Here is a 21,864-nt window from a genome sequence, read left to right as displayed (position 1 = left end):
CTCCTACAAGCAGCCCCCCCTGTAGGAGCCGGCTTGCCAGCGAACACGGCCAGCGCCCTATCCACGCCGGGCAATCACCGCCTCCATCTGGTCCTCCAGCCCTTGCCCGCTAAGGCACTGGAGCACCTCGTCACACCACTGCGATTGCGGCTCGTTGCCGGCCCAGGCCGGGGTAGCGCTGCGGTATTGCGGCCGGTCATCGAACGCCTGGATCAGCACCCGGTTGAGGTGCTCGGTGCTCAGGGCCGGGTTTCGCGGCACCGCGTCGCCGCGCTTGCGCAGTGAATCCATGACCCGCTGCTGATGCTCCAGGCTCGGCGTGAAGTCGCGCTCGCGGGTGGCGCTGAGGACGATGAATGATGGCGCGAGGTTTTCCGCGATGGCCGCCTGCAAGCGGTAATGCCCATCGATGACCACATAGGAGGCCAGCCCGCCGACGTACCACAGCAGAATCGGCGGCAGGCTGCCTTCCCGGGCCTTCTTGCGCCACCATTTCAAGCGCCCCGCTTGGGGATCGACCCGGTGCAGGCCGATGAGCTTGCCGCCGCCGTGCCACCAGTCGATCCACTCCAGGGTCTGGGGTTGCAGGTTGTCGAGAAAATCCTCGCCGTACAGGTGCCAGCTGGGCACGTGGGTCAAAGGATCGATCACCGAGGTGAAGCGCCAGTGGTCCAGGCCGTTCGCGGTGCTGGAGGGCTCCGGCAGCAGGCTCTGGGCCAGCCAGAAACCGGGGGTGAGGAAGTGCCGGGCGCTTTCGCTGAGGCGGCTGACGAAATAGCGGCTCCAGGCCTTGATCCGTAGCTCAGGCGCCAGGGCTGCGTACTGTTGGACTGTGGGTGAATCGATGGGGGCCAGCATTCGGCATTCGGCGCCTTCCGCCAGCGGGTTGCGCACCAGCCAGACGCCGCCGTGATCCCAGGCGAAGGTGGCCCAGAACAGTGGCGTGTCGCGGTGCATCAGCTTGATCCGGGCATTGTTGCCGGTGCGCAGGTGCAGCGGCGGCCTGTCCGAGGCACCCGCTTCGACCTCGACACCGAGGCCACTCCAGTTGCCCAGGGTGTCTTCGATGTCGTGCCAGTAAAGCTGTTCTGCCATGGTTCCGGTCCTTGAACTGTCTGAAACGACAAAGCCCGACAGGGCTGCTGTCGGGCAATGCGCGGCGGACTATAGCAAGGATCAGCGGACAGGCCGAAGCCACCTTGTGGCGAGGGAGCTTGCTCCCGCTCGGGCGCGCAGCGGCCGTAAAGCCTGAATCCGCGAGCTTCCTGGAGCAAGGAGGTGGCAGCCATTGGGGCGGCTGCGCCACCCAGCGGGAGCAAGCTCCCTCGCCACAGGAAGGCATTACGACCGCTCGGTTGTGCAGCGGCCGTAAAGCCTGAATCCGCGAGCTTCCTGGTGCAACGAGGTGGCAGGCTTTGGGGTGGCTGCGCCACCCAGCGGGAGCAAGCTCCCTCGCCACAAAAGCTTACAAGCCCTCCAACTCGGCCATCAGGTCACTCAGGCGGTCGACCTTCTCCTCGCTGATTGCATTGGCGCCCAGTCCTTCGATGTACGCGGCCAACTCCTGCACCGTGCTGCATTCGAACATGGCCCGCAGCGGTACGTTGCGTTGCAGGGTTTTCTGTACCCGCGAGGCGATCTGCGTGGCCAGCAGGGAATGCCCGCCCAACTCGAAGAAGTTGTCGCGCACGCCCACCCGTTCGACCTTGAGCACCTCGGCCCAGATATCGGCCAGGGTCTGCTCCAGCTCGCTGCCCGGGGCTTGGTAGTCCTGGCTCTGCAACTGGCCGATCTCCAGGGCCGGTAGGGCCTTGCGATCAAGCTTGCCGTTGGCGTTGAGGGGCAGGCGCGCAAGCCACAGCCAGTGCAGCGGCACCATGTATTCCGGCAGTTCGGCGCGTAGACGCGGTTTGATCCGCTCCAGGCATTCGCTCGGGCTCAGGCTTGAGTCACTGGCCACCAGGTAGCCCACCAGGTGCTTGCCGTTGACCCCTTCCTGCACCGCCACGGCGGCATCGCGCAGTTCCGGCTGTTCGTGCAGGCGCGCTTCGACCTCCCCCAGCTCGATGCGGTAGCCGCGGATCTTCACTTGATGGTCGATCCGGCCGACGTATTCCAGTACGCCGTCGCTGCGCCGGCGTGCCAGGTCGCCGGTGCGGTACAGGCGTTCGCCCGCCGCACCGAACGGATGGGGCACGAAGGCCAGCGCGGTGCGCAACGGGTCGCCGACGTAACCGCGGCCGACCCCGGTGCCGGCCACGCACAACTCGCCGACCGCGCCCAGGGGCACCAGCGCCTGGGCTTCGTCCATCAGGTACAGGCGGTTGTTATCGGTGGGCGTGCCGATGGGCAGATAGGTACCCCGGGTCGAAGCCAGGTCCACGCGGAAGAAGGCCACGTCATCGGAACATTCCGCCGGACCGTAGGCGTTGACCAAACCGATCTGTGGATAACGCAGCAGCCATTGGTGCGCCAGTTCCGGCGGCATGGCCTCGCCGGTGGGCAGCATCCAGCGCAGGCCATCCAGGGCGATGGCGTCCTGGGCGAGCATGCCCTGGATCAGCGACGGCACGCTCTCCAGCACGGTGATGCCCTGCTCCTGGACGTGAGCCAACAGGCCCTGGGGATCGTGAGCGATGGCGTTGGGCACGATGTCGACCCGAGCACCGAACAGCGGCGCGGCAAGGAACTGCCAGACCGAAATGTCGAAGCTCTGGGACGCGGTCTGGGCGATCACGTCAGCCTCGCTCAAGTGCAGGTACGGCACCTTGCTCAGCTGGTTGTTGAGCATGCCGCGCTGCTCCACCATCACGCCCTTGGGCAGGCCGGTGGAACCGGAGGTGTAGATCACGTAGGCCAGGTTGTCCGGCGCGCTGTAGCGGCCCGGGTTGCTCTCGGCATGCCCGGCGCCTTGCAGTTCTTCCCAGACCAGCAACCGCGGCCGTGCGGCACAGGCAAACTCGTCCAGCAGGGCCTGGGCCTGTTCGCGGCAGGCCGCGGTGCAGACCAGGATCGGCGTGCGGCTGAGCTCGATGATGCGCCCCAGGCGCTGGCTCGGCAGGCCCGGGTCCAGAGGCAGGTAGCCGGCCCCGGCCTTGAAGCTGCCGATGATCATGCCCAAGAGTTCCAGGCCGCGCTCGGCCAGCAAGGCCACCGGTTGGTCAAAGCCCACGCCGTTGGCAATCAAGGCATGGCCCAGGCGGTTACTGCATTGGTTCAACTCGGCATAGCTGTAGCGCCGCTCCAGGCAACTGGCGGCGATGCGCTGCGGATGGGCCGCCACCCGGGCCTCGAACAGCTCCACGTAGCTGCGCTCCAGCGGGTACTCATGCTGGCTCTGGTTGCAGCCGGCCAGCAGGAAATCCTGCTCCTCTTCACCCAGCAGCGGCAGGTCGGCCATGTCGCCATGCAAGCCCTGCATCAGCGCCAGCAGCAGGCGCTTGAACTCGCCGAGCAGGCGCTCGATGGTCGCCTGCTCGAAGTAGCGCTGGTCGTAGGACAGGTGCAGGCCCAGGTCATCCCCCGGGTAGCACACGGCGGTGATCGGAAAGTTGGTGTGGGTACGGCCGGAATCCGAACTGGCGTTCAGGCTCTGGGCGCGGTCCAGCACCGAGACTTCCACCGGGGCGTTTTCGAACACGAACAGGCTGTCGAACAGCGGCTGGCCCTTGGGCAGCTCGCTGCATTCCTGAATCGCCACCAGCGGCAGGTATTCGTATTCACGCAGTTGCATGTTGCGGTCGAGCAGGTCGCCGAGCCACTGGCGCACGCTGCAACGCTGGCCCTCCTCGGGCAGCTTGACCCGCAGCGCGATGCTGTTGATGAACAGGCCGACGGTGCGTTGCATCTCCGGCATCTGCACCGGGCGCCCAGCCACGGTGACCCCGAACAATACGTCGCGATCGCCGCTCATGCGCCGCAGCACCAGGGCCCAGGCCGCCTGGGCGAAGGTGTTGACGGTCAGCTGATGCTGCTGCGCCAGCTCGCGCAGTTGCGCGCCGTCCCGGGCATCCAGGCGGGTGTAGCAATCGCCGACGATCATGCCGCCGCTGTCACCGGCGTGTTCGCGCAGGAACGGCCGGTCGCTGGGGATCGGCGTGGTGCGTTCAAAACCTTCAAGGTTCTGCCGCCACCACTGCCGCGCCTCCGACAGGCTCTGGTGTTGCAGCCAGCCGATGTAGTCGCGGTAGCGCGGTGGCACCGCCAGTTGCGCCTCGCGGCCTTCGCCCAGGGCGGTGTAGATCTCGAAGAAGTCGTTCATCAACAGCGAGCGGCACCAGGCATCGATGAGGATGTGGTGGTTGCTCATCATGAACCAGTAGCGCGCGGCGCCGACCCGGATCAGCCGCAGGTGGAACGGCGCCTGGTTGAGCAGATCGAAACCGGCCTCGCGCTCGGCTTTATGCAGGGCCTGGAGCTTGGGTTCCTGCTCGGCCTCGGGCACCGCGCTCCAGTCGAGAAACTCGATCGGGGTGCGGCCCGGTTTGTGGATAACCTGCAGCATGTCTTCGCCGACGTTCCAGCAGAACGACGCGCGCAGAGCCTCGTGGCGCGCCACCACCGCCTGCCAGGCCTGGGCGAAACGCTCCGGGTCCAGTTCGCTGTTGATGCGGTAGCGGTCCTGCATGTAATACAAGCCGGTGCCCGGCTCCAGCAGGGTGTGCAGCAGCATGCCTTCCTGCATCGGGGTCAGCGGGTAGACGTCTTCGATCTGCCCAGCCGGCACCGGCAGGCCATCGAGCTGGGCCTGGGTCAGGCGCGCCAGGGGGAAGTCCGACGGCGTCAGGCCACCGGCATCGTCCTTCAGGCAATGCTCGATCAGGCCCTGCAGCTCGCCCAGGTAGGCGTCCGCCAGTTCACCGATCAGTTCGGCGGCGAAGCGTTCGCTGCTGTAGGTCCAGCGCAGCACCAACTCGCCGCCATAAACCTGACTGTCGATGCTCAGCTCGTTGGGCAGCGGCGCTTCGGGAGCGTGGGCCGGACCGACGGACTCATCCAGCGGACGCAGCAAGGCATCGGCGCCAAAACTCTGGTCGAACTGCCCCAGGTAGTTGAAGGTCACCGGCGCCAGCGGCAGCGCCGCCAGGGCCTCGCGGCAGGCGTCATCGGCCAGGTAGCGCAGCACGCCGTAACCCAGGCCCTTGTGCGGCACGGCCCGCAGTTGTTCCTTGATGGCCTTGATCGAGGCGCCCTGCCCGGCCGCTTCTTCCACTTGCAACGGGGTCAGGCGCAGCGGATAGGCGCTGGTGAACCAGCCGACGCTGCGGGTCAGGTCGATCTCGTCGAACAGCGCCTCGCGGCCGTGGCCTTCCAGTTGCACCAGGGCCGAAGGCTGCCCGCTCCAGCGGCACAGCACCCGGGCCAGGGCGGTCAGCAGCAGGTCGTTGACCTGGGTACGGTAGGCCGCCGGGGCCTGTTGCAGCAGTTGGCGGGTGCGCTCGGCATCCAGGGTCACACTGTGGCAGCGAGCCTGCTGATGCTGCTGGCTACCGGCGGCATTCAAGCCCGGCAGTTGCGCGGCCGGGCCGGCCAGTTGCTGCTGCCACCAGCCGAGTTCTTCACGCAGGGATTCGCTGCCGGCATAGGCCTGCAGGCGGCTCGACCAGTCCCGCAGGGCGCTGGTCTTGGCCGGCAGCTTGAGGCTCTGTCCGGCTTGCAACTGACGGTAGGCGTTCTGCAAATCCTCCAGCAGCACGCGCCAGGACACGCCATCCACCACCAAATGGTGGATCGCCAGCAGCAGGCGTTGCTCGCCTTCCGGCCCGTCCACCAGCACCGCCCGCAGCAGCGGCCCGTGTTCCAGGTCGAGGCTGCGCTGGGCATCGGCGAACAGTGCCTCGCAGGTGGCCATGGACGGCACCCGCACTTGCCACAGCACAGGCGCGTCGGACAGCGGCAGGTACTCGGCGCGCCACTGCCCATCCACCGGTTTGAAACGCAGGCGCAGGGCGTCGTGCTGCTCCAGCACCGCCAGCAGCGCCTGTTCCAGCGTCTGGGCATCGAGCAGGCCCAGCGGCTCCAGCAGCAACGCCTGGTTCCAGTGCTGTGGCTGGGGAATGCGGCTGTCGAAGAACCAGTGCTGGATCGGCGTCAGCGGCGCTTCGCCACTGAGCGGGCCCTGCTCGGCGCTGATGCGCTGGGTATGGCTGGCGACCCGGGCCAGGGTCTGCACGGTCTGGTGCTGGAACAGGTCCCGCGGGGTGAAGTGCAGCCCCAACTGGCGGGCGCGGCTGACCACCTGGATCGACAGGATCGAGTCGCCCCCCAGTTCGAAGAAGTTGTCGTTGAGGCCCACTTGCCGCACGTTCAGCACTTCGCCCCAGACCTTGGCCAGGGTCTGTTCCAGCTCGTTGCTCGGCGCCACGTACTGCTGGCGGTTGAGCTCCGGGTCCGGCATCGGCAGGGCCCGGCGGTCGAGCTTGCCGTTGGCGGTCAGCGGCATGCTGTCGAGCAGGATCAGGTGGGTCGGCACCATGTAGTCCGGCAGCTGGGTTTTCAGCTGCTGCTTGAGGGCTTCCCGCAGGTTGGCCTGCTGCACCTCGTTGTGCTCGGCCACCTCGGTCACCAGATAAGCGGCCAGCTGTTTGCCCGCCAGGGTGTCCAGGGCCAGCACCACCGCTTCACGCACGGCCGGATGATCCAGCAGACGGGTTTCGATCTCTCCCAGCTCGATGCGGAAACCGCGAATCTTCACCTGATGGTCGACCCGGCCGATGTACTCCAGCTGACCGTCGGCGCACTGGCGCACCAGATCCCCGGTGCGGTACAGGCGCCCGCCATCGCCGGAGAACGGATCGGCCACGAAACGCTCGGCGCTCATCCCCGGACGACGGTGATACCCCTGGGCCAGGCCGGCGCCGCCGACATACAGCTCACCGGTGGCGCCTTGGGGCACCAGCGCCAGATCGGCATCGAGAATGTAAGCCACCCGCGCCCCGACAATGCGGCCGATGGGCACGCTGGCCACGCCTTCGGCCAAGTGCTCCGGCGCCAGGCTGGCCAGGGGCATGACCACGGTTTCAGTGGGGCCGTAGGCGTTGAAGAACAGGCTCGGCTGGAACGCCGCGCGAATGCGCTGCAGGTGTTCGCCGGTCAGGGCCTCGCCGCCGGTGATGCACATGCGCACCGGCAGGGTCTGCTGCTGGGTGGCCAGGTGCTGGGCCAGCTGGCTGCCGTAGCTGGGGGTGAAGCCGAGGATGCTGATGCGATGCTGGCGAATCAGCTGGCAGATCTCTTCGGCATCCCACTGGCCCTGGGCCCGCAGCACCACCTGGGCGCCGCTGAGCAGCGGTGCCAGTAGACGCTCGGTGGCGGCGTCGAAGTTGATGGAATAGAAGTGCAGCTCGCAGTCGTCCGGGCGCATGCCGAAACGGCGGATCACCGCCTGGCAGTGCATGGCGATTTCCCCGTGGGACACCACCACGCCCTTGGGCTGGCCGGTGGAGCCGGAGGTGTAGATCAGGTACGCCTGATGCTGGGGCAGGCTGATGAAGGGCAGCTCGCTGGCCGGGTAGTCGGCCAGCAACGCGCCGTCCTCCTCCAGGCACCAACGACCAACACTCGCCGGCAACTCACCCAGGGCGGCGAACATCCGTGCATCGCTGAGCAGCAGGCCGAGGCCGCTGTCTTCGATCATGTAGTGCAGGCGATCCAGGGGGTATTCCGGGTCCAGGGGCACGTAGGCGCCACCGGCCTTGAGGATCGCCAGCAGGCCGACGACCATGTCCAGGGAACGTTCCAGGGCCAGGCCGACCCGCACCTGCGGGCCCACGCCACGCTCGCGGAGCATCCAGGCCAGGCGGTTGGCGCGGCTGTCCAGTTCGCTGTAGCTCAGGGTCTGCCCGGCGAAGGTCAGGGCCGGGGCGTCGCGACGGGCCAGGGCCTGCTCGCTGAACAGGTGATGGATGCACTGATCCAGGCGGTGCTCGCCGGGCTCGACGCTCAGGCTGTCCAGCAGCTGTTGCTGTTCCTCGGCGTGCAGCAGCGGCAGTTCGCACAAGCGCCGCTGCGGATCGTCAATCAGAGCCTGCAGCAGGTTGCGCCAATGGCCGGCCATGCGCGCGATGCGCGGCTCATCGAACAGGTCGGTGCTGTAGGTCAGGCAGCAACCCAGGCGCTGATCCAGGTCGGTGACTTCCAGGTTGAGGTCGAACTTGGTGGCCCGGGCATCGTTGACCAGGTAGTCCACGGTCATGCCCGCCAGTTGCCGGCTTTGCTGGAACTCCCAGCGCTGGACGTTGCACATCACCTGGAACAGCGGGTTGTAGGCGGCGCTGCGCGGCGGCTGCAAGGCTTCCACCAGATGGTCGAACGGCAGGTCCTGGTGCGACTGGCCCTCGATCACCGTATGGCGCACCTGCTCCAGCAACTGGCCGACGCTCATCTGCCCGTCGAGCTGGCAACGCAGCACCTGGGTGTTGAGGAAGGCGCCGATCAGCCCTTCGCTTTCCGGGCGGATGCGGTTGGCCACCGGCGCGCCGATGCGCAGGTCGGTCTGGCCGCTGTAGCGATAGAGCAGCACCGACAGGGCCGCGGTCATGGTCATGAACAGGGTCAGGCCGTGTTCGGCATTGAAAGCCCGCACCCGGGCCGCCAGCTCGTCGCTCAGGTCGAAGCGGTACAGCTCGCCCTGGTGGCTTTGCACCGCCGGCCGTGGCCGGTCGCTGGGCAGTTCCAGCAGCGGGTGTTCGCGGCCCAGTTGCCCGGTCCAGTAATCCAGCTGGCGCTGGCGCTCGCCGGATTCCAGCCACTGGCGCTGCCACACGCTGTAGTCCAGGTACTGCACCGGCAAGGGTTGCAGTGGCGATTCGCGGTCGTCGAGGAAGGCTTCGTACAGCGCGCTCAGTTCGCGGGCGAAGATGTCCATGGCCCAGCCTTCGGTGACGATGTGGTGCAGGGTCAGGACGAAGTAGTGCTCCTGCTCGCCGGCCTTGACCAGGCAGGCGCGCAGCAAGGGGCCGGTTTCCAGGTCGAAGGGCTGGTGCGCTTCGCTGTCCGCCAGCTGTTGCAGGCGTTGTTGCCGGGCCTCCGGGGCCAGGGCCGAGAAATCCTTCCAGGCCATGCGCAGGCCGGTGTCGGCGTGTAGCTGCTGATGGGCCACGCCGTTGATGCTGGGGAAGGTGGTGCGCAGGGTTTCGTGGCGCAGGATCAACGCCTGCAACGCGGCCTCGAAGCGCCCCACGTCCAGCACCCCGGACAGCCGCGCCATGCCGCCGACGTTGTAGGCCGGGCTGTCGGGCTCCATCTGCCAGAGGAACCACATGCGCTGCTGGGAGTAGGACAGCGGCACCGGCTGGCTGCGGTCGACCCGGGCAATCGGCGGCTGCTGGTTGCGCGCGCCGGACTGCTGGATCAGCCGCACCTGTTCGGCAAAGTCTCCCAACTCGCTGGCTTCGAACAGCGCCCGCAGCGGCAGCTCGACATCGCAGGCCTGACGGGTGCGGGAAATGATCTGGGTGGCCAGCAGCGAATGCCCGCCCAGGGCGAAGAAGTCGTCCTTGAGGCCGATCCGTGGCTGGCCCAGCACTTCGCGCCAGATCTGGGCGATCTGCCGTTCCAGATCGGTGCTCGGTTCAACGTGTTCGCGCACCTGCCACTGCGGCTCCGGCAAGGCGCGGCGGTCGAGCTTGCCGCTGGGGCTCAGGGGCATGGCCTCCAGGCGCAGCAGTTGCGCCGGCACCATGTACTCCGGCAACTCGGCGGCCAGGGCGGCGGTCAGCCGGGCGCTGTGTGTGCTTTCATCTTCGTCGCTGGCAGGGGCGGTGTAGTAGCCGATCAACTGCGGGCCGGCGACGCTGTCGCGCACCAGCACCGCGGCCTGGGCTACGCCATCCTGGGCCAGCAGCCGTGCTTCGATTTCCTGCGGCTCGACCCGAAAACCCCGCAGCTTGACCTGCTGGTCGAGGCGGCCGAGGTATTCCAGGGCGCCGTCGGCGCACCAGCGCACCCGATCACCGGTGCGGTACAGGCGTGCGCCCTCCTCACTCAGCGGGTCGACCACAAAGCGTTCGGCGGTGAGCGCCGGGCGTCCCAGGTAACCCCGGGCCAGGCCCTGGCCGCTGATGCACAGCTCGCCCGGAACCCCGGCGGGCAGCAGGTTGAGCTCGGCATCCAGCACCCGGCACAGCACATTGCCCAGGGGGCGACCGATGGGCGAGCGCTCGCCGTCCTCCACCGAGCACTGCCAGTGGGTGACGTTGATCGCGGTTTCGGTGGGGCCGTAACGGTTGTGCAGTTGCGCGTTCGGCAACTGCTCCAACAGCCGGTTGCGCAGTTCGGCGGGCAAGGCTTCGCCACCGGAGAACACCCGGCGCAGGCTGTGGCATTCGGCGCTCAGCGGTTCATCGACAAACAGCTGCAACAGCGGCGGCACGAAGTGCAGCGTGGTCACGCCGAACTCCTGAACCAGTTGGGCGATGCGGTGCGGGTCGCGGTGCTCGCCGGGGGCGGCGAGCAGCAGGCGGCAGCCAGTGATCAATGGCCAGAAGCATTCCCAGACCGACACGTCGAAGCTGATGGGGGCCTTCTGCATCAGCACATCGTCGGCCTGCAATTGATAGCTGTCCTGCATCCATTGCAGGCGCTCCATCAAGGCGCGATGGGTGTTGCCCACGCCCTTGGGCTGGCCGGTGGAGCCGGAGGTGTAGATCACATAGGCCAGCTGGTCGCCGTCCAAGTGCAGGCCCGGGGCCTGGCTCGGCCAGCTGTCGAGCTTGAGGCCGTCCATGGCGATGGTGCTGACGCCCGGGGCTTCGGGCATCTGGCCGAGCAGCTGGGTCTGGGTCAGCAGCAGTTGCACGCCGCTGTCGGCGAGCATGTAGGCCAGGCGCTCGGCGGGGTAATCCGGGTCCAGGGGCACGTAGGCGCCGCCAGCCTTGATGATCGCCAACAGGCCGATCAGCAGTTGTGGCGAACGCTCGGCGGCGATGGCCACGCACACGTCCGGGCCGACGCCCTTGTCCCGCAGGTAATGGGCCAGGCGGTTGGCCTGGGCGTGCAGTTCGGCAAAGCTCAGTTGCCCGCCGTCCCACACCAGCGCGGTGCGCTCCGCGGTCTGCTGCAGTTGTTCCTGCAGGCGCTCCGGCAACCAACGCTCGGCGCGCGCGCAGGGGGCCATGCTCCATTGCTGCAATTGCGCCGCTTCGACCTTGCCGAGCAACGGCAAATCGCCCAGGGCGCTGTCCGGCTGCTGGCAGGCCTGCTCCAGCAGGCTGATGAAGTGCCCGGCCAGACGCTCGATGGTCGCGGCATCGAACAGCTCGTCGGCATAGTCGAAGGCCAGGCTCAGGCGGCCGTTGCGGTCTTCCTCGCTGTGCAGTTGCAGGTCGAACTTGGCCTCGCGGCTGTGCCACGGCAGCTCTTCGGCCAGCAGCCCCGGCAGACGGCGCAAGGCGCTGAGGTCACGCTGCTGGTGGTTGAACATGACCTGGAACAGGCCTTGCTCGCGAGCGTCGGGGAAGGCTTCGAGCAGTTGTTCGAAGGGCAGGTCCTGATGCGCCTGGGCCTCAAGGACGGTGCGGCGGGTCTGTTGCAGCAACTCGGCGAAGGTCTGGCGCGCCTCCAGTTGGCCGCGCAGCACCTGAGTGTTGATGAAGAAGCCCAGCAGGCCCTGGGTTTCCAGGCGCGGACGGTTGGCGTTGGGCACGCCGATGCGGATCTCGGTCTGCCCGCTGTAGCGGTGCAGCAGGGTCTGGAAGGTGGCCAGCAACAGCATGAACGGCGTGACCTGCCAGGCCTGGGCGGTCTGACGCACAGCCTCACTGAGAGCCACACTCAAGCGCTGGCTGTGGCGCGCGGCGCTGTGGCGGACCTGGGCCGAACGCGGGTGGTCGGTGGCCAGGCTGAGTACCGGGGCCTCATCGGCCAGTTGCTGCTTCCAGTAGTCCAGCTGGCGCTGGCCTTCGCCCTGGGCCAGCCACTGGCGCTGCCAGCTGCCGTAGTCGGCGTATTGCAGGGCCAGGGGCGCCAGCTCCAGGCGCTGGCCCTGGGCCGCGGCGGCGTAGAGCCGGGAGAATTCGTCGATCAGCACAGTCAGCGACCAGCCGTCGGCGATGATGTGGTGCAGGGTCAGCAGCAGTTGATGTTCTTCGTCGTCCAGGCGGATCAGGGTCGCCCAGTACAACGGGCCCTTTTCCAGGTCGAACTGGGTGCGCGCCTCGTCTTCGCGAATCTGCTGCGCCCGGGCTTCACGCTCGGCCACAGGCAGATCGCTGATGTCGATCACCTGCAGGTTGAACTCACCGGCCGCGTCCACCTGTTGCAGGGCCTGGCCGTCGCGCTCGAAGAACCGCGTGCGCAGCGCTTCGTGACGCTGCAGCAGGTGCTGGAAGCTGGCGCGCAGGGCGTCTTCGTCCAGCTCGCCGCGCAGGCGCAGGCCACCGGGAATGTTGTAGGCGCTGCTGTGGGGGTCCAGTTGCCAGGTGATCCACAGGCGGTTCTGTGCCAGGGATTGTGGCAGCGGCTGCTGGCGCGACAGGGCCTGGATGCTGCCCTGGGCCACGCCGCCGTCCTGTTGCTGACGCGCCACGGCGGCGGTGAAGGCGCCCAGGGTCGGCGCTTCGAACAACAGCCGCAGGCTCAGTTCCAGGCCCAGTTCCTCGCGCAGGCGGGCCGTGACCTGGGTGGCGGCGATCGAGTTGCCCCCAAGGAGGAAGAAATGATCGTCGGCGGCCACGGCGGCGCATTGCAGCTGTTCCTGCCAGATCCGCCCGATCAGGTTTTGCAGCGCGTCGTCGGACGCATCCTGAACGCCAGCGGGTGCAGCCTCGGCCTGGGGGAACAGCGCGTAGTGATCCAGGCTGCCATCGGCCAGCCGGGTGCGACAGGCGGAGCGCTGCAACTTGCCGCTGGAGGTCTTCGGCAGGGCCCCGGGGTTGAGCAATACCACCACGCTGGGCGCTTCCTGGCAGGCTTCGGCCACCGCCTGGCGGATGGCCTTGATCAGCGCTTCGGGGGGCAGGATCTTCTGCACGCTGCGGCTGATTTCCGCGGCGATGCCGATGCCTTCCTGGCCCTGGTCGCTGACCGCGAACGCCGCCACCCGGCCCTTGCGCACCACTTCCACTTCGCGCTCGATGGTCTTTTCGATGTCCTGGGGATACAGGTTGTGCCCGCGCACGATCAGCAGGTCCTTCAGGCGCCCGGTGATGAACAGCTCGCCGTCGCGCATGAAGCCCAGGTCGCCGGTGCGCAGCCAGGTGCGGCCGGCATGCTGGACGAAGGTCTTGGCCGTGGCTTCGGGATTGCGCCAGTAGCCATGGGCGATGCTCGGCCCGCTGGCCCAGACTTCGCCGATGCGGTTGTCAGGCAATTCCGTGAGCTGCTGCGGATCCATCAGCAGCACGGCGTGCTCAGGCTGGCTGAAGCCGCAGCTCATCATGGCGCTGCCCTGCCCCGGCTCGGCGCGGTTCTGCGCCAGGGCCTGGTCGTCCAGGTGCAGGGCCGGGATGCCCTGGCCGCGCACGCCCCCGGCGACGAACAGGGTGGCTTCGGCCAGGCCGTAGGAAGCGAGGAAATTGTCGGCACTGAAACCGCAGGAGGCGAAGGTTTCGGCAAAGCGCTCCAGGGTGTCGAGGCGGATCGGCTCGGAACCGGAATAGGCCACGCGCCAGCGACTGAGGTCGAGACGCTCCAGGGCCGATTCGCTGACCCGCTCGCTGCACAGGCGGTAGGCGAAATCCGGGCCGCCGCTGATGGTGCCGCCGTATTCGCTGATCGCTTCCAGCCAGCGCACGGGGCGGGCCAGGAAGTAGGCCGGCGACATCAGCACGCAGGGCACGCCGCTGAAGATCGGCTGCAGCAGGCCGCCGATCAGGCCCATGTCGTGGTACAGCGGCAGCCAGCTGACGATCACGTCGTCCGGGTTGAGGTCGATGCCAAAACCGCGCCGGATCAGAAGTTCGTTGGCCACCAGGTTGCCATGGCTGACCTGCACGCCCTTGGGCAGCGCAGTGGAACCGGAGGTGTACTGCAGGAAGGCGATGTCCTGGTCCTTGAGCTCCACCGCCTGCCAGTCCTGCGCCAGCGCGGGGTCCAGGGTGTCGACGCAGAGCAGCTGCGGCGCCCCGGCGGCCTGCAGTTCGTCCATCTGCAACAGTGAGTCGCGCAGCCCGGCGCTGGTCAGCAGCAACCGTGGCTCGGCGTCGGCCAGGATCGAGAGCAGCCGCTCCTGGTGATGGTGCCGGGTCGACTCCGGCGGGTAGGCCGGCACCGCGATCACCCCGGCGTACAGGCAACCGAAGAACGCTGCGACGTAGTCCGGGCCACTGGGGAACAGCAGCACCGCGCGGTCGCCGAATTCAGCGTTGGCTTGCAGGGCCGCGGCAATGGTCCGCGCGCGAAGATCCAGGTCCCGGTAGCTGAGCACCACGCTCTGCTCCTGCTCTTGGGCGAGGAACCGCAACGCCACTTGATCAGGGGCCAGGACCGCCCGGCGTTGAAGGGCTTGGGCCAGGGTGCTGGGGAGTTCGAACGCGTCCGTCATGGGGTTTCCTGCCAGGAGTGTGCTTGCGATGGAGAGCGGCCCCTGCCCTGCCATGCCCCTGGCAAACCACCGAAAATCAACGGCTTGGCAACAGGTCACAGGCATCCGCGAGGCGCCGCGCCCGGGCTTGCTGCCCGGAATCTTTCTCCCATGGGAACGGATGGCCTCGGCAAATAATTAGTCCCCACGGGCCCTGGCAGGACCCGCTTCGCCCCCTGAATGAGCCGCTGTTCTCAATCTGCACCGCTAGAGAGCATTAGTTCTTTTTCTCAATTGACAATCATTATCATTCAGCCTAATTTGTCGCTCGATGTGTAGGACGGCTCAGACTTTTCTGACGTCCCACTAACTTCTTTGCAACAAGGTGATTTCCATGACGGAACAAGTATCCACAAGCAGGTGCGATTCACCGTTACTCCAGGCTTTTGTCGACAACCGTCTGATTCTGGTCAAGATCGCAGCGCGGATTACCGGCTGCCGGTCCCGGGCTGAGGACGTGGTCCAGGACGCCTTTTTCCGCCTGCAGTCGGCCCCGCAAATCACCTCCTCGTTCAAGGCTCAGCTCAGCTACCTGTTCCAGATCGTGCGCAATCTGGCCATCGACCATTACCGCAAGCAGGCGCTGGAGCAGAAGTATTCAGGCACCGAAGAGGAAGGCTTGAATGTGGTGATTCATGGCGCTTCGCCCGAAACCTCGCACATGAACTTTTCCACCCTGGAACACATTGCCGATGCCCTGACCGAGCTGCCCAGCCGCACCCGCTATGCCTTCGAGATGTATCGCCTGCACGGCGTGCCGCAAAAGGACATCGCCAAGGAGCTGGGCGTCTCGCCGACCCTGGTCAATTTCATGATTCGCGATGCCCTGGTGCATTGCCGCAAAGTCTCGGGCAATCGCCCCGATACCTTCGCCCGGCGCTGAGCGCCGAACGCCGCTTATCCCTCCAGCAGGCCACTGCGCCCCAGCACCAGCAACGCGGCACGTTTGTGCAAGAGATCGAAGTCCTGCCGGCAGTACCGACAACGGTTTTGCCCGGCACAGGCATCGGCGTGGGCGGGTGGCGGCGTGCCCGGCGGGTCCAGGTACAGCGCATGCACCTGGGCCGACAGCCAGAATGCCAACTGCTCCTGCCGCTCGGCCCGGGCATCCGGCGCTGCGGACTCCTGGCCCTGGCTGCGCCATGCCGGGAACAACCGATGCCGGGCGCCGACCTCATCGATGCCCGATAGCACAGCCGCCGACAGGGTCTCGACACTCAGCGGACTTACAAGGGACATGGCAGGCCTCACCGTCAAAGGGCATTCAAGCAAGTGACGTGGACCGGCGGGAGAAATTTAGGTGCCCCTCGGGGAGCCGGGCGGCTCCCTGGGCTCAGGCGTGGGGCACGGGCATCACGACGATGCGGTAGGGATCGAAGATTTTGCGCATCTGGCCGTTGTCCCGCAGTTTTTGCAGCAGCCCGGCAAAGTCCTCGGCGCTGATCGGTGCTTGAGGGCGGATCAGGCTGTAGTGGTGGTAGACCTGGTCGATGCGCTGGGACACCAGAAACTGGACGTTGTCCTCGGCATTGCGGGCCAGAAAATCGCTGAGGTAGGAGCGGGTCACCAGGGCAATGTCCGCCCTGCCCCGCAGAACCATCAGCAGGTTGCTGTCGTGGGAATAGGTGAGCGTGGCGTTGAAGGTGTCGGCCAGGTACTTGGGGTCGGCGTTGAATTGGGCAAAGGCGTAGTGATAGCCGCTGAACAGCGCCAGGCGCTTGCCCTTGAGGTCGGCGAAATATTCCTGGCCGCGATTGGGCTGGCGCTGGGCGACGAAGATCTCCGCATCCTCAAGGCCCATGTCGACACTGGTGTGGTCAATGTCCTTCCAGCCCCAGGCCGGGTTCTCGAAGATCGCCAGGTCGACCCGGCCTTGTTCGAAATCGCGGAAACGCCGGGGAATCGAGGTCGGCACCAGGACGAACTGGTACTTGCTCTGGGACTGGTTCAGGGCCTCCACCAGTTGCGGCAGCAGGCCGGTGTCGGCGCCGGTTTCGGGACGGACGGTATAGGGCGGAAAATGCGCCGCCGCGACCCGCACCAGTTGCGCCGAGGAGACCGGGCAGACCCAAAGGGTTGCCAGTGCCAGCAGGAGCATTCGCAAGGCTGATCGCAGCGGCAAGGACATCAAGGCAACCTACCTCGGACAAAAGAAAAATGATGCTCTAAAGCTAGGCGCTTTAAGGCTCTTCGACAATGTTGCACTGCTGAATCAGTCGGCGTCCGAATGATCCTTGAGCACCAGCAGCAGGGCCTCCTCGGCCAACTGCTCCAGGGTCATGCTGCCCTGGGCACGAAACCAGGTGGTGGTCCAGGACAAGGCGCCCGTGAGAAAGCGCCGGGTGATGAACACGTCGCCCTTGATAAACCCGGCGGCCTTGGCCTCACCCAGCACCTGGAGCCAGATCTGTTCATAGATGTCGCGCAGGGCCAGCACCTCGGCCTGACCTTGTGCGGACAGCGAACGCCATTCGTACACCAGCACCGCCATGGCTTCGCCGCTGCCGCCCATGATCGATTGCAGTTCGCAGCGGATCAGCGCCAGCACCCGCTCGCGCACGCTGCCGGCCTCGGCCAGCTCGGCGCGCATCAGGGCGGTGTTGTAGTGGATGGTTTCCTGCATCACCGCCCGCAGGATGTCGTCCTTGCTCTTGAAGTGGTGAAAGATGCTGCCGGACTGGATGCCCACCGCGCTGGCCAGGTCACGCACCGTGGTGCGTTCGTAGCCCTTGTTGCGAAACAGATGGGCGGCGGTCTGCAACAGTTTGCCCCGGGCACTGTCGGGATCGGTCACTTGCCCGCTGGCAATCAGCTCGCGTACCACCTGCAAGGCTTTTTGCTCGTCCACCGGTGTTCTCCTAGCGTCACTTCATCAAGAGCCCAGCCTGAAACCGGCTGTAGCGCGCGCAATTTAAGCCCCCCGGGATCACCAAGCAAGCGCTTGGGCAGAAGAATCCATCGGCCCATTTACAAACCAAGCGCTTGCTTGGTAGCCTCCTCGCAGTTCTTTTTCCGAGAGCCCTGCCATGACCAAGACTGTACGAATCGGCTGCGCCAGCGCCTTCTGGGGCGACACCAGCAGTGCCGCCGCGCAACTGGTGCAAGGCGCACGCCTGGACTACCTGGTGTTCGACTACCTGGCCGAGATCACGCTGTCGATCATGGCCGGGGCACGCATGAAGGACCCGAACGCCGGTTACGCCACGGACTTCGTTGAGGTGCTCACGCCCTTGCTGGGCTCGATCCATGCACAGAAGATCCGCGTCATCAGCAATGCCGGCGGGGTCAATCCCCACGCCTGCGCCCAGGCCTTGCGCGCCGCCTGCGAGCAGGCCGGGGTGCCGCTGAAGATCGCCGTGCTGCTGGGCGACGACCTGCAGCCACAGTTCAAGCAACTGGCCGGCGCCGGGATCAAGGAGATGTTCAGCGGCGCGCCCCTGCCGCCGATGTGTGTCTCCATCAATGCCTACCTTGGCGCCCCGGGCATCGTCGAGGCCCTGGGTCTGGGGGCGGATATCGTGATCACCGGGCGCGGCGTCGACAGCGCGGTGGTCAGTGCGGCCCTGGTCCACGAATTCAACTGGTCGTGGCAGGACTACGACCGCCTGGCCCAGGCCGCCCTGGCCGGGCACATCATCGAATGCGGCGCCCAATGCACCGGCGGCAACTTCACCGATTGGCGCGACGTGCCGGACTACGAGCACATCGGCTTTCCCATCGTGGAAGTCGGCGCCGACGGCCGGTTCGTGGTCAGCAAGGCGCCGGGCAGCGGCGGACTGATCAGCCCGCTGACGGTTGGCGAACAACTGCTGTACGAAATCGGCAATCCACAGGCTTACCTGCTTCCGGATGTGGTGTGCGATTTCTCCGAGGTGCAACTGCATCAGCAAGCGCCAAATGCCGTGGCGGTGCAGGGAGCCAAGGGCCTGCCCCCCAGCCATCAGTACAAGGTCAGCGCCACCTACCCGGACGGCTTCCGCTGCACCGCCAGTTGCCTGATGGCCGGGATCGATGCGGTGGCCAAGGCGCGCCGGGTCAGCCAGGCGATCATCGACAAGACCCGCGAGATGTTTGCCCAGCGCGGCTGGCCGGACTACAGCGAAGTCAATATCGAGCTGCTGGGCAGCGAAGCCACCTACGGTCCCCACGGCCGCCGCCAGGACAGCCGCGAAGTGGTGATCAAGCTGGCGGTGCGTCACCCGCACAAGGCGGCGCTGGTGCTGTTCTCCCGGGAAATCGCCCAGGCCGCCACCGGCATGGCCCCAGGCCTGACCGGAATTGTCGGCGGCCGGCCCACGGTCTATCCGGTCATCCGACTGTTCTCGTTCCTGCTGGACAAGGACGCCTGCCAGCTGCACATCGACTTTGCCGGCCAGCAGTATCCCTGTGCCCTGCCCCGCACCGAACCTCTGGACCCCGGCGCCCTGCCCGTCGCCCATGCCCTGCCCGTGCCCCGGGGACGGGCCGATGCCAGCGTGCCCCTGGTCAAGCTGGCGGTGGCGCGCTCCGGCGACAAGGGCAATCACAGCAACATCGGGGTCATGGCGCGCGATCCCGACTACCTGCCGTGGATCGCCGAAGCCCTGAGCCCGCAAGTGCTGGCGGACTGGATGGGGCACGTGCTGGACCCGGTCCACGGCCGCGTGCAGCGCTGGTACCTGCCGGGCACTCACAGCCTCAACTTCCTGCTGGAAAACGCCCTGGGCGGCGGCGGTGTCGCCAGCCTGCGCATCGACCCGCAAGGCAAGGCCTTCGCCCAGCAGTTGCTGGAGATCCAGATCCCGGTGCCGCAGCGCATCGCCGACGCCGTCAATTAAAGGAGTGGCCGTGGTGTACGACTCGATTTTCAAAGACCGATTGTTTGCCGGCCAGACCGTCATCGTCACCGGCGGCGGCAGCGGTATCGGCCGCTGCACCGCCCATGAACTGGCGGCCCTCGGCGCCCGGGTGCTGCTGGTGGGACGCAAGGCGGAGAAACTGCAGCAGGTTGCCGGGGAGATTGCCGAGGACGGCAGCCAGGCCCACTGGCAGGCCTGTGACATTCGCGACGAGGACGCGGTCAAGGCCCTGGTAGGGCAGTGGGTCGAGCGCTTTGGTCCGATCCATGGCCTGGTGAACAATGCCGGCGGCCAATACCCGGCGCCGCTGGCGTCGATCAATCAGAAGGGCTTCGAGACCGTGCTGCGCACCAATCTGGTGGGCGGTTTCCTCATGGCCCGGGAAGTGTTCAACCAGTCCATGAGCCGCCACGGCGGGAGCATCGTCAACATGCTCGCCGACATGTGGGGCGGCATGCCGGGCATGGGCCACTCCGGCGCGGCGCGCTCGGGGATGGACAACTTCACCAAGACCGCAGCCTATGAATGGGGCCATGCCGGGGTTCGGGTCAATGCGGTGGCCCCGGGCTGGATCGCCTCCAGCGGCATGGACACTTACGAAGGCGCGTTCAAGGCGGTGATTCCGACCCTGCGCGAGCACGTGCCGCTCAAGCGTATTGGCACGGAGTCGGAAGTCAGCGCGGCCATTGTCTTTCTGCTCAGCCCCGGCGCGGCCTTTATCAGCGGCAGCACCCTGCGCATCGACGGTGCCGCCAGCCTCGGCAGCCGTGCCTGGCCGCTGAACAAGGCGCGCAACAGTGAGTCGTACAACGGTTTTCACCGGGCCTACCTGCCCGATGTGCTCAAGGGCGAGGAATAACTCATGCCGGTGATCCAGTCCCAGCTCGATCCCCACAGCCCGTCGTTCGCCGAGAACCGCGAAGCGATGCTGACGGGCCTGCAACAGGTGCAGCAGTTGCAGCAGGACCTGCTGAACAAGGCGGCCGAGGCCAAGGCCAGGTTCGACCAGCGCGGCCAGTTGCTGCCCCGCGAGCGCCTCAACCTGCTGCTGGACCCGGGGGCGCCCTTTCTCGAACTGGCCAGCCTGGCCGGTTACAAGCTGCACGATGACAAGGACGGCAGCCAGGCCGGCGGCGGGCTGATCGCCGGTATCGGCTATGTGTGCGGGGTGCGCATGCTGGTGGTGGCCAACAACAGTGCGATCAAGGGCGGGACCATTTCCCCCAGTGGCCTGAAGAAGTCCCTGCGCCTGCAACAGATCGCCATGGAGAACAAGCTGCCGGTGGTGACCCTGGCGGAAAGCGGGGGCGCCAACCTCAACTACGCCGCGGAAATCTTCGTCGAAGGCGCGCGCAGTTTCGCCAATCAGGCACGGATGTCGGCCATGGGCCTGCCGCAGATCACCGTGGTCCACGGCTCGGCCACCGCCGGCGGCGCCTATCAGCCCGGGCTCTCGGATTACGTGGTGGTGGTGCGCGGCAAGGCCAAGCTGTTTCTCGCCGGGCCGCCGCTGCTCAAGGCCGCCACCGGTGAAGTGGCCACCGATGAAGAACTGGGGGGCGCCGAGATGCACGCCCAGGTCGCCGGCACCGCCGAGTACCTGGCGCAGAACGATGCCGATGGCATCCGCATCGTCCGCGAGATCGTCAGCCTACTGCCGTGGAATGCCCAATTGCCGGTGCAGCCGGCGCGGACCTGGAGCGAGCCGCTGTACCCCATCGACGAATTGCTGGGGCTGATTCCCTCTGACCCGAAAAAGCCCTACGACGCCCGGGAAATCGTCGCCCGCCTGGCGGACGGCTCGCAGTTCCTGGAGTTCAAGGGCGAGTTCGATGCCCAGACCCTGTGCGGCCATTTGCAGATCCAGGGCCGGGCCTGCGGCTTTATCGGCAACAACGGCCCGATCACGCCCCAGGGCGCGAGCAAGGCCGCGCAGTTCATCCAGCTGTGCGACCAGAGCCGCACGCCGCTGCTGTTCTTCCACAACACCACCGGGTTCATGGTGGGCACCGAATCCGAACAGCAAGGGGTGATCAAGCACGGGGCGAAGATGATCCAGGCGGTGGCCAATGCCCGGGTGCCAAAACTGACCATCGTCGTCGGCGGCTCCTACGGCGCCGGCAACTACGCCATGTGCGGCCGCGGCCTGGACCCGCGCTTCATCTTCGCCTGGCCCAACAGCCGCACGGCGGTGATGGGCGGCGCCCAGGCCGGCAAGGTGCTGCGCATCGTCACCGAGGCCAAGCAGGCGAAGAACGGCCAGGAAGCCGACCCGAAGATGCTCGACATGCTGGAGCAGGTCACCGCGCAGAAGCTCGACAGCCAGTCCACCGCCTTGTATGGCAGCGCCAACCTGTGGGACGACGGGCTGATCGACCCGCGGGATACCCGCACCCTGCTGGGCTACCTGCTGGATATCTGCCATGAGGCGGACGCCCGCCCCTTGCAGCCCAACAGTTTCGGTGTGGCACGGTTTTGATAGGGCATTTCGCGGTCTGACCCCAC

9 protein-coding genes are annotated in these 21,864 nt (G+C 66.6%); 4 read left to right on the top strand and 5 right to left on the bottom strand.

Features of this window, described 5'->3' with window-relative positions:
• Positions 1-57: 57 nt before the first annotated feature.
• Together ACMGG8_RS13645 and ACMGG8_RS13640 are read right to left on the bottom strand one after the other, a co-directional pair.
• Positions 58-1,095, bottom strand: coding sequence for a ParB/Srx family N-terminal domain-containing protein (locus tag ACMGG8_RS13645; RefSeq protein WP_414159712.1), 1,038 nt, complete (start codon positions 1,093-1,095; stop codon positions 58-60).
• Between the two features lie 370 nt (positions 1,096-1,465).
• Positions 1,466-14,482, bottom strand: a complete 13,017-nt coding sequence (locus tag ACMGG8_RS13640) for a non-ribosomal peptide synthetase (protein ID WP_414159711.1) — start codon at positions 14,480-14,482, stop codon at positions 1,466-1,468.
• 373 nt (positions 14,483-14,855) lie between these two features.
• On the opposite strand from ACMGG8_RS13640, the gene ACMGG8_RS13635 reads away from it, so the two are divergent.
• A complete protein-coding gene (locus ACMGG8_RS13635; RefSeq protein ID WP_060840367.1) occupies positions 14,856-15,404 on the top strand; it encodes an RNA polymerase factor sigma-70 in 549 nt (182 codons plus the stop codon).
• 14 nt (positions 15,405-15,418) lie between these two features.
• Here the strand turns inward: ACMGG8_RS13635 and ACMGG8_RS13630 are convergent, their stop codons facing one another.
• The 3 genes from ACMGG8_RS13630 to ACMGG8_RS13620 form a co-directional block, all read right to left on the bottom strand.
• Complete coding sequence (locus ACMGG8_RS13630; RefSeq protein ID WP_060840368.1) at positions 15,419-15,760, bottom strand: hypothetical protein; 342 nt, start codon at positions 15,758-15,760, stop codon at positions 15,419-15,421.
• 94 nt (positions 15,761-15,854) lie between these two features.
• Positions 15,855-16,649, bottom strand: coding sequence for a substrate-binding periplasmic protein (locus ACMGG8_RS13625; RefSeq protein WP_060840369.1), 795 nt, complete (start codon positions 16,647-16,649; stop codon positions 15,855-15,857).
• An 84-nt stretch (positions 16,650-16,733) separates the two neighbouring features.
• Positions 16,734-17,369: a TetR/AcrR family transcriptional regulator gene (locus ACMGG8_RS13620; RefSeq protein ID WP_060840370.1), complete on the bottom strand. Its 636-nt coding sequence runs from the start codon at positions 17,367-17,369 to the stop codon at positions 16,734-16,736.
• A gap of 178 nt (positions 17,370-17,547) precedes the next feature.
• Here ACMGG8_RS13620 and ACMGG8_RS13615 point away from each other — a divergent pair, with 178 nt between their 5' ends.
• Genes ACMGG8_RS13615 through atuC form a run of 3 tightly spaced genes read left to right on the top strand, consistent with a single transcriptional unit; the run spans position 17,548 to position 21,838 of the window.
• The gene (locus tag ACMGG8_RS13615; RefSeq protein WP_060844259.1) at positions 17,548-19,338 is read left to right on the top strand and encodes an acyclic terpene utilization AtuA family protein; all 1,791 of its coding nucleotides are present in this window, start codon (positions 17,548-17,550) and stop codon (positions 19,336-19,338) included.
• A gap of 10 nt (positions 19,339-19,348) precedes the next feature.
• Positions 19,349-20,218, top strand: a complete 870-nt coding sequence (locus ACMGG8_RS13610; protein WP_414159710.1) for an SDR family oxidoreductase — start codon at positions 19,349-19,351, stop codon at positions 20,216-20,218.
• Positions 20,219-20,221: 3 nt separating this feature from the next.
• Entirely contained in the window at positions 20,222-21,838 is a 1,617-nt protein-coding gene (gene atuC, locus ACMGG8_RS13605) for a geranyl-CoA carboxylase subunit beta (RefSeq protein WP_108546046.1), read from the top strand.
• The last annotated feature ends 26 nt before the right edge of the window (positions 21,839-21,864 follow it).

Source organism: Pseudomonas sp. BNK-45 (genome assembly GCF_047456255.1).
Lineage (GTDB): Bacteria > Pseudomonadota > Gammaproteobacteria > Pseudomonadales > Pseudomonadaceae > Aquipseudomonas.
This window is presented reverse-complemented; position numbering and strand designations above follow the sequence as displayed.

Bases quoted from the DNA above. Each gene is read 5' to 3' on its own strand.
- ACMGG8_RS13625 (WP_060840369.1), bottom strand. From the start codon at position 16,649: ATGTCCTTGCCGCTGCGATCAGCCTTGCGAATGCTCCTGCTGGCACTG.
- ACMGG8_RS13640 (WP_414159711.1), bottom strand. From the start codon at position 14,482: ATGACGGACGCGTTCGAACTCCCCAGCACCCTGGCCCAAGCCCTTCAA.
- atuC (WP_108546046.1), top strand. From the start codon at position 20,222: ATGCCGGTGATCCAGTCCCAGCTCGATCCCCACAGCCCGTCGTTCGCC.
- ACMGG8_RS13645 (WP_414159712.1), bottom strand. From the start codon at position 1,095: ATGGCAGAACAGCTTTACTGGCACGACATCGAAGACACCCTGGGCAAC.
- ACMGG8_RS13635 (WP_060840367.1), top strand. From the start codon at position 14,856: ATGACGGAACAAGTATCCACAAGCAGGTGCGATTCACCGTTACTCCAG.
- ACMGG8_RS13630 (WP_060840368.1), bottom strand. From the start codon at position 15,760: ATGTCCCTTGTAAGTCCGCTGAGTGTCGAGACCCTGTCGGCGGCTGTG.
- ACMGG8_RS13615 (WP_060844259.1), top strand. From the start codon at position 17,548: ATGACCAAGACTGTACGAATCGGCTGCGCCAGCGCCTTCTGGGGCGAC.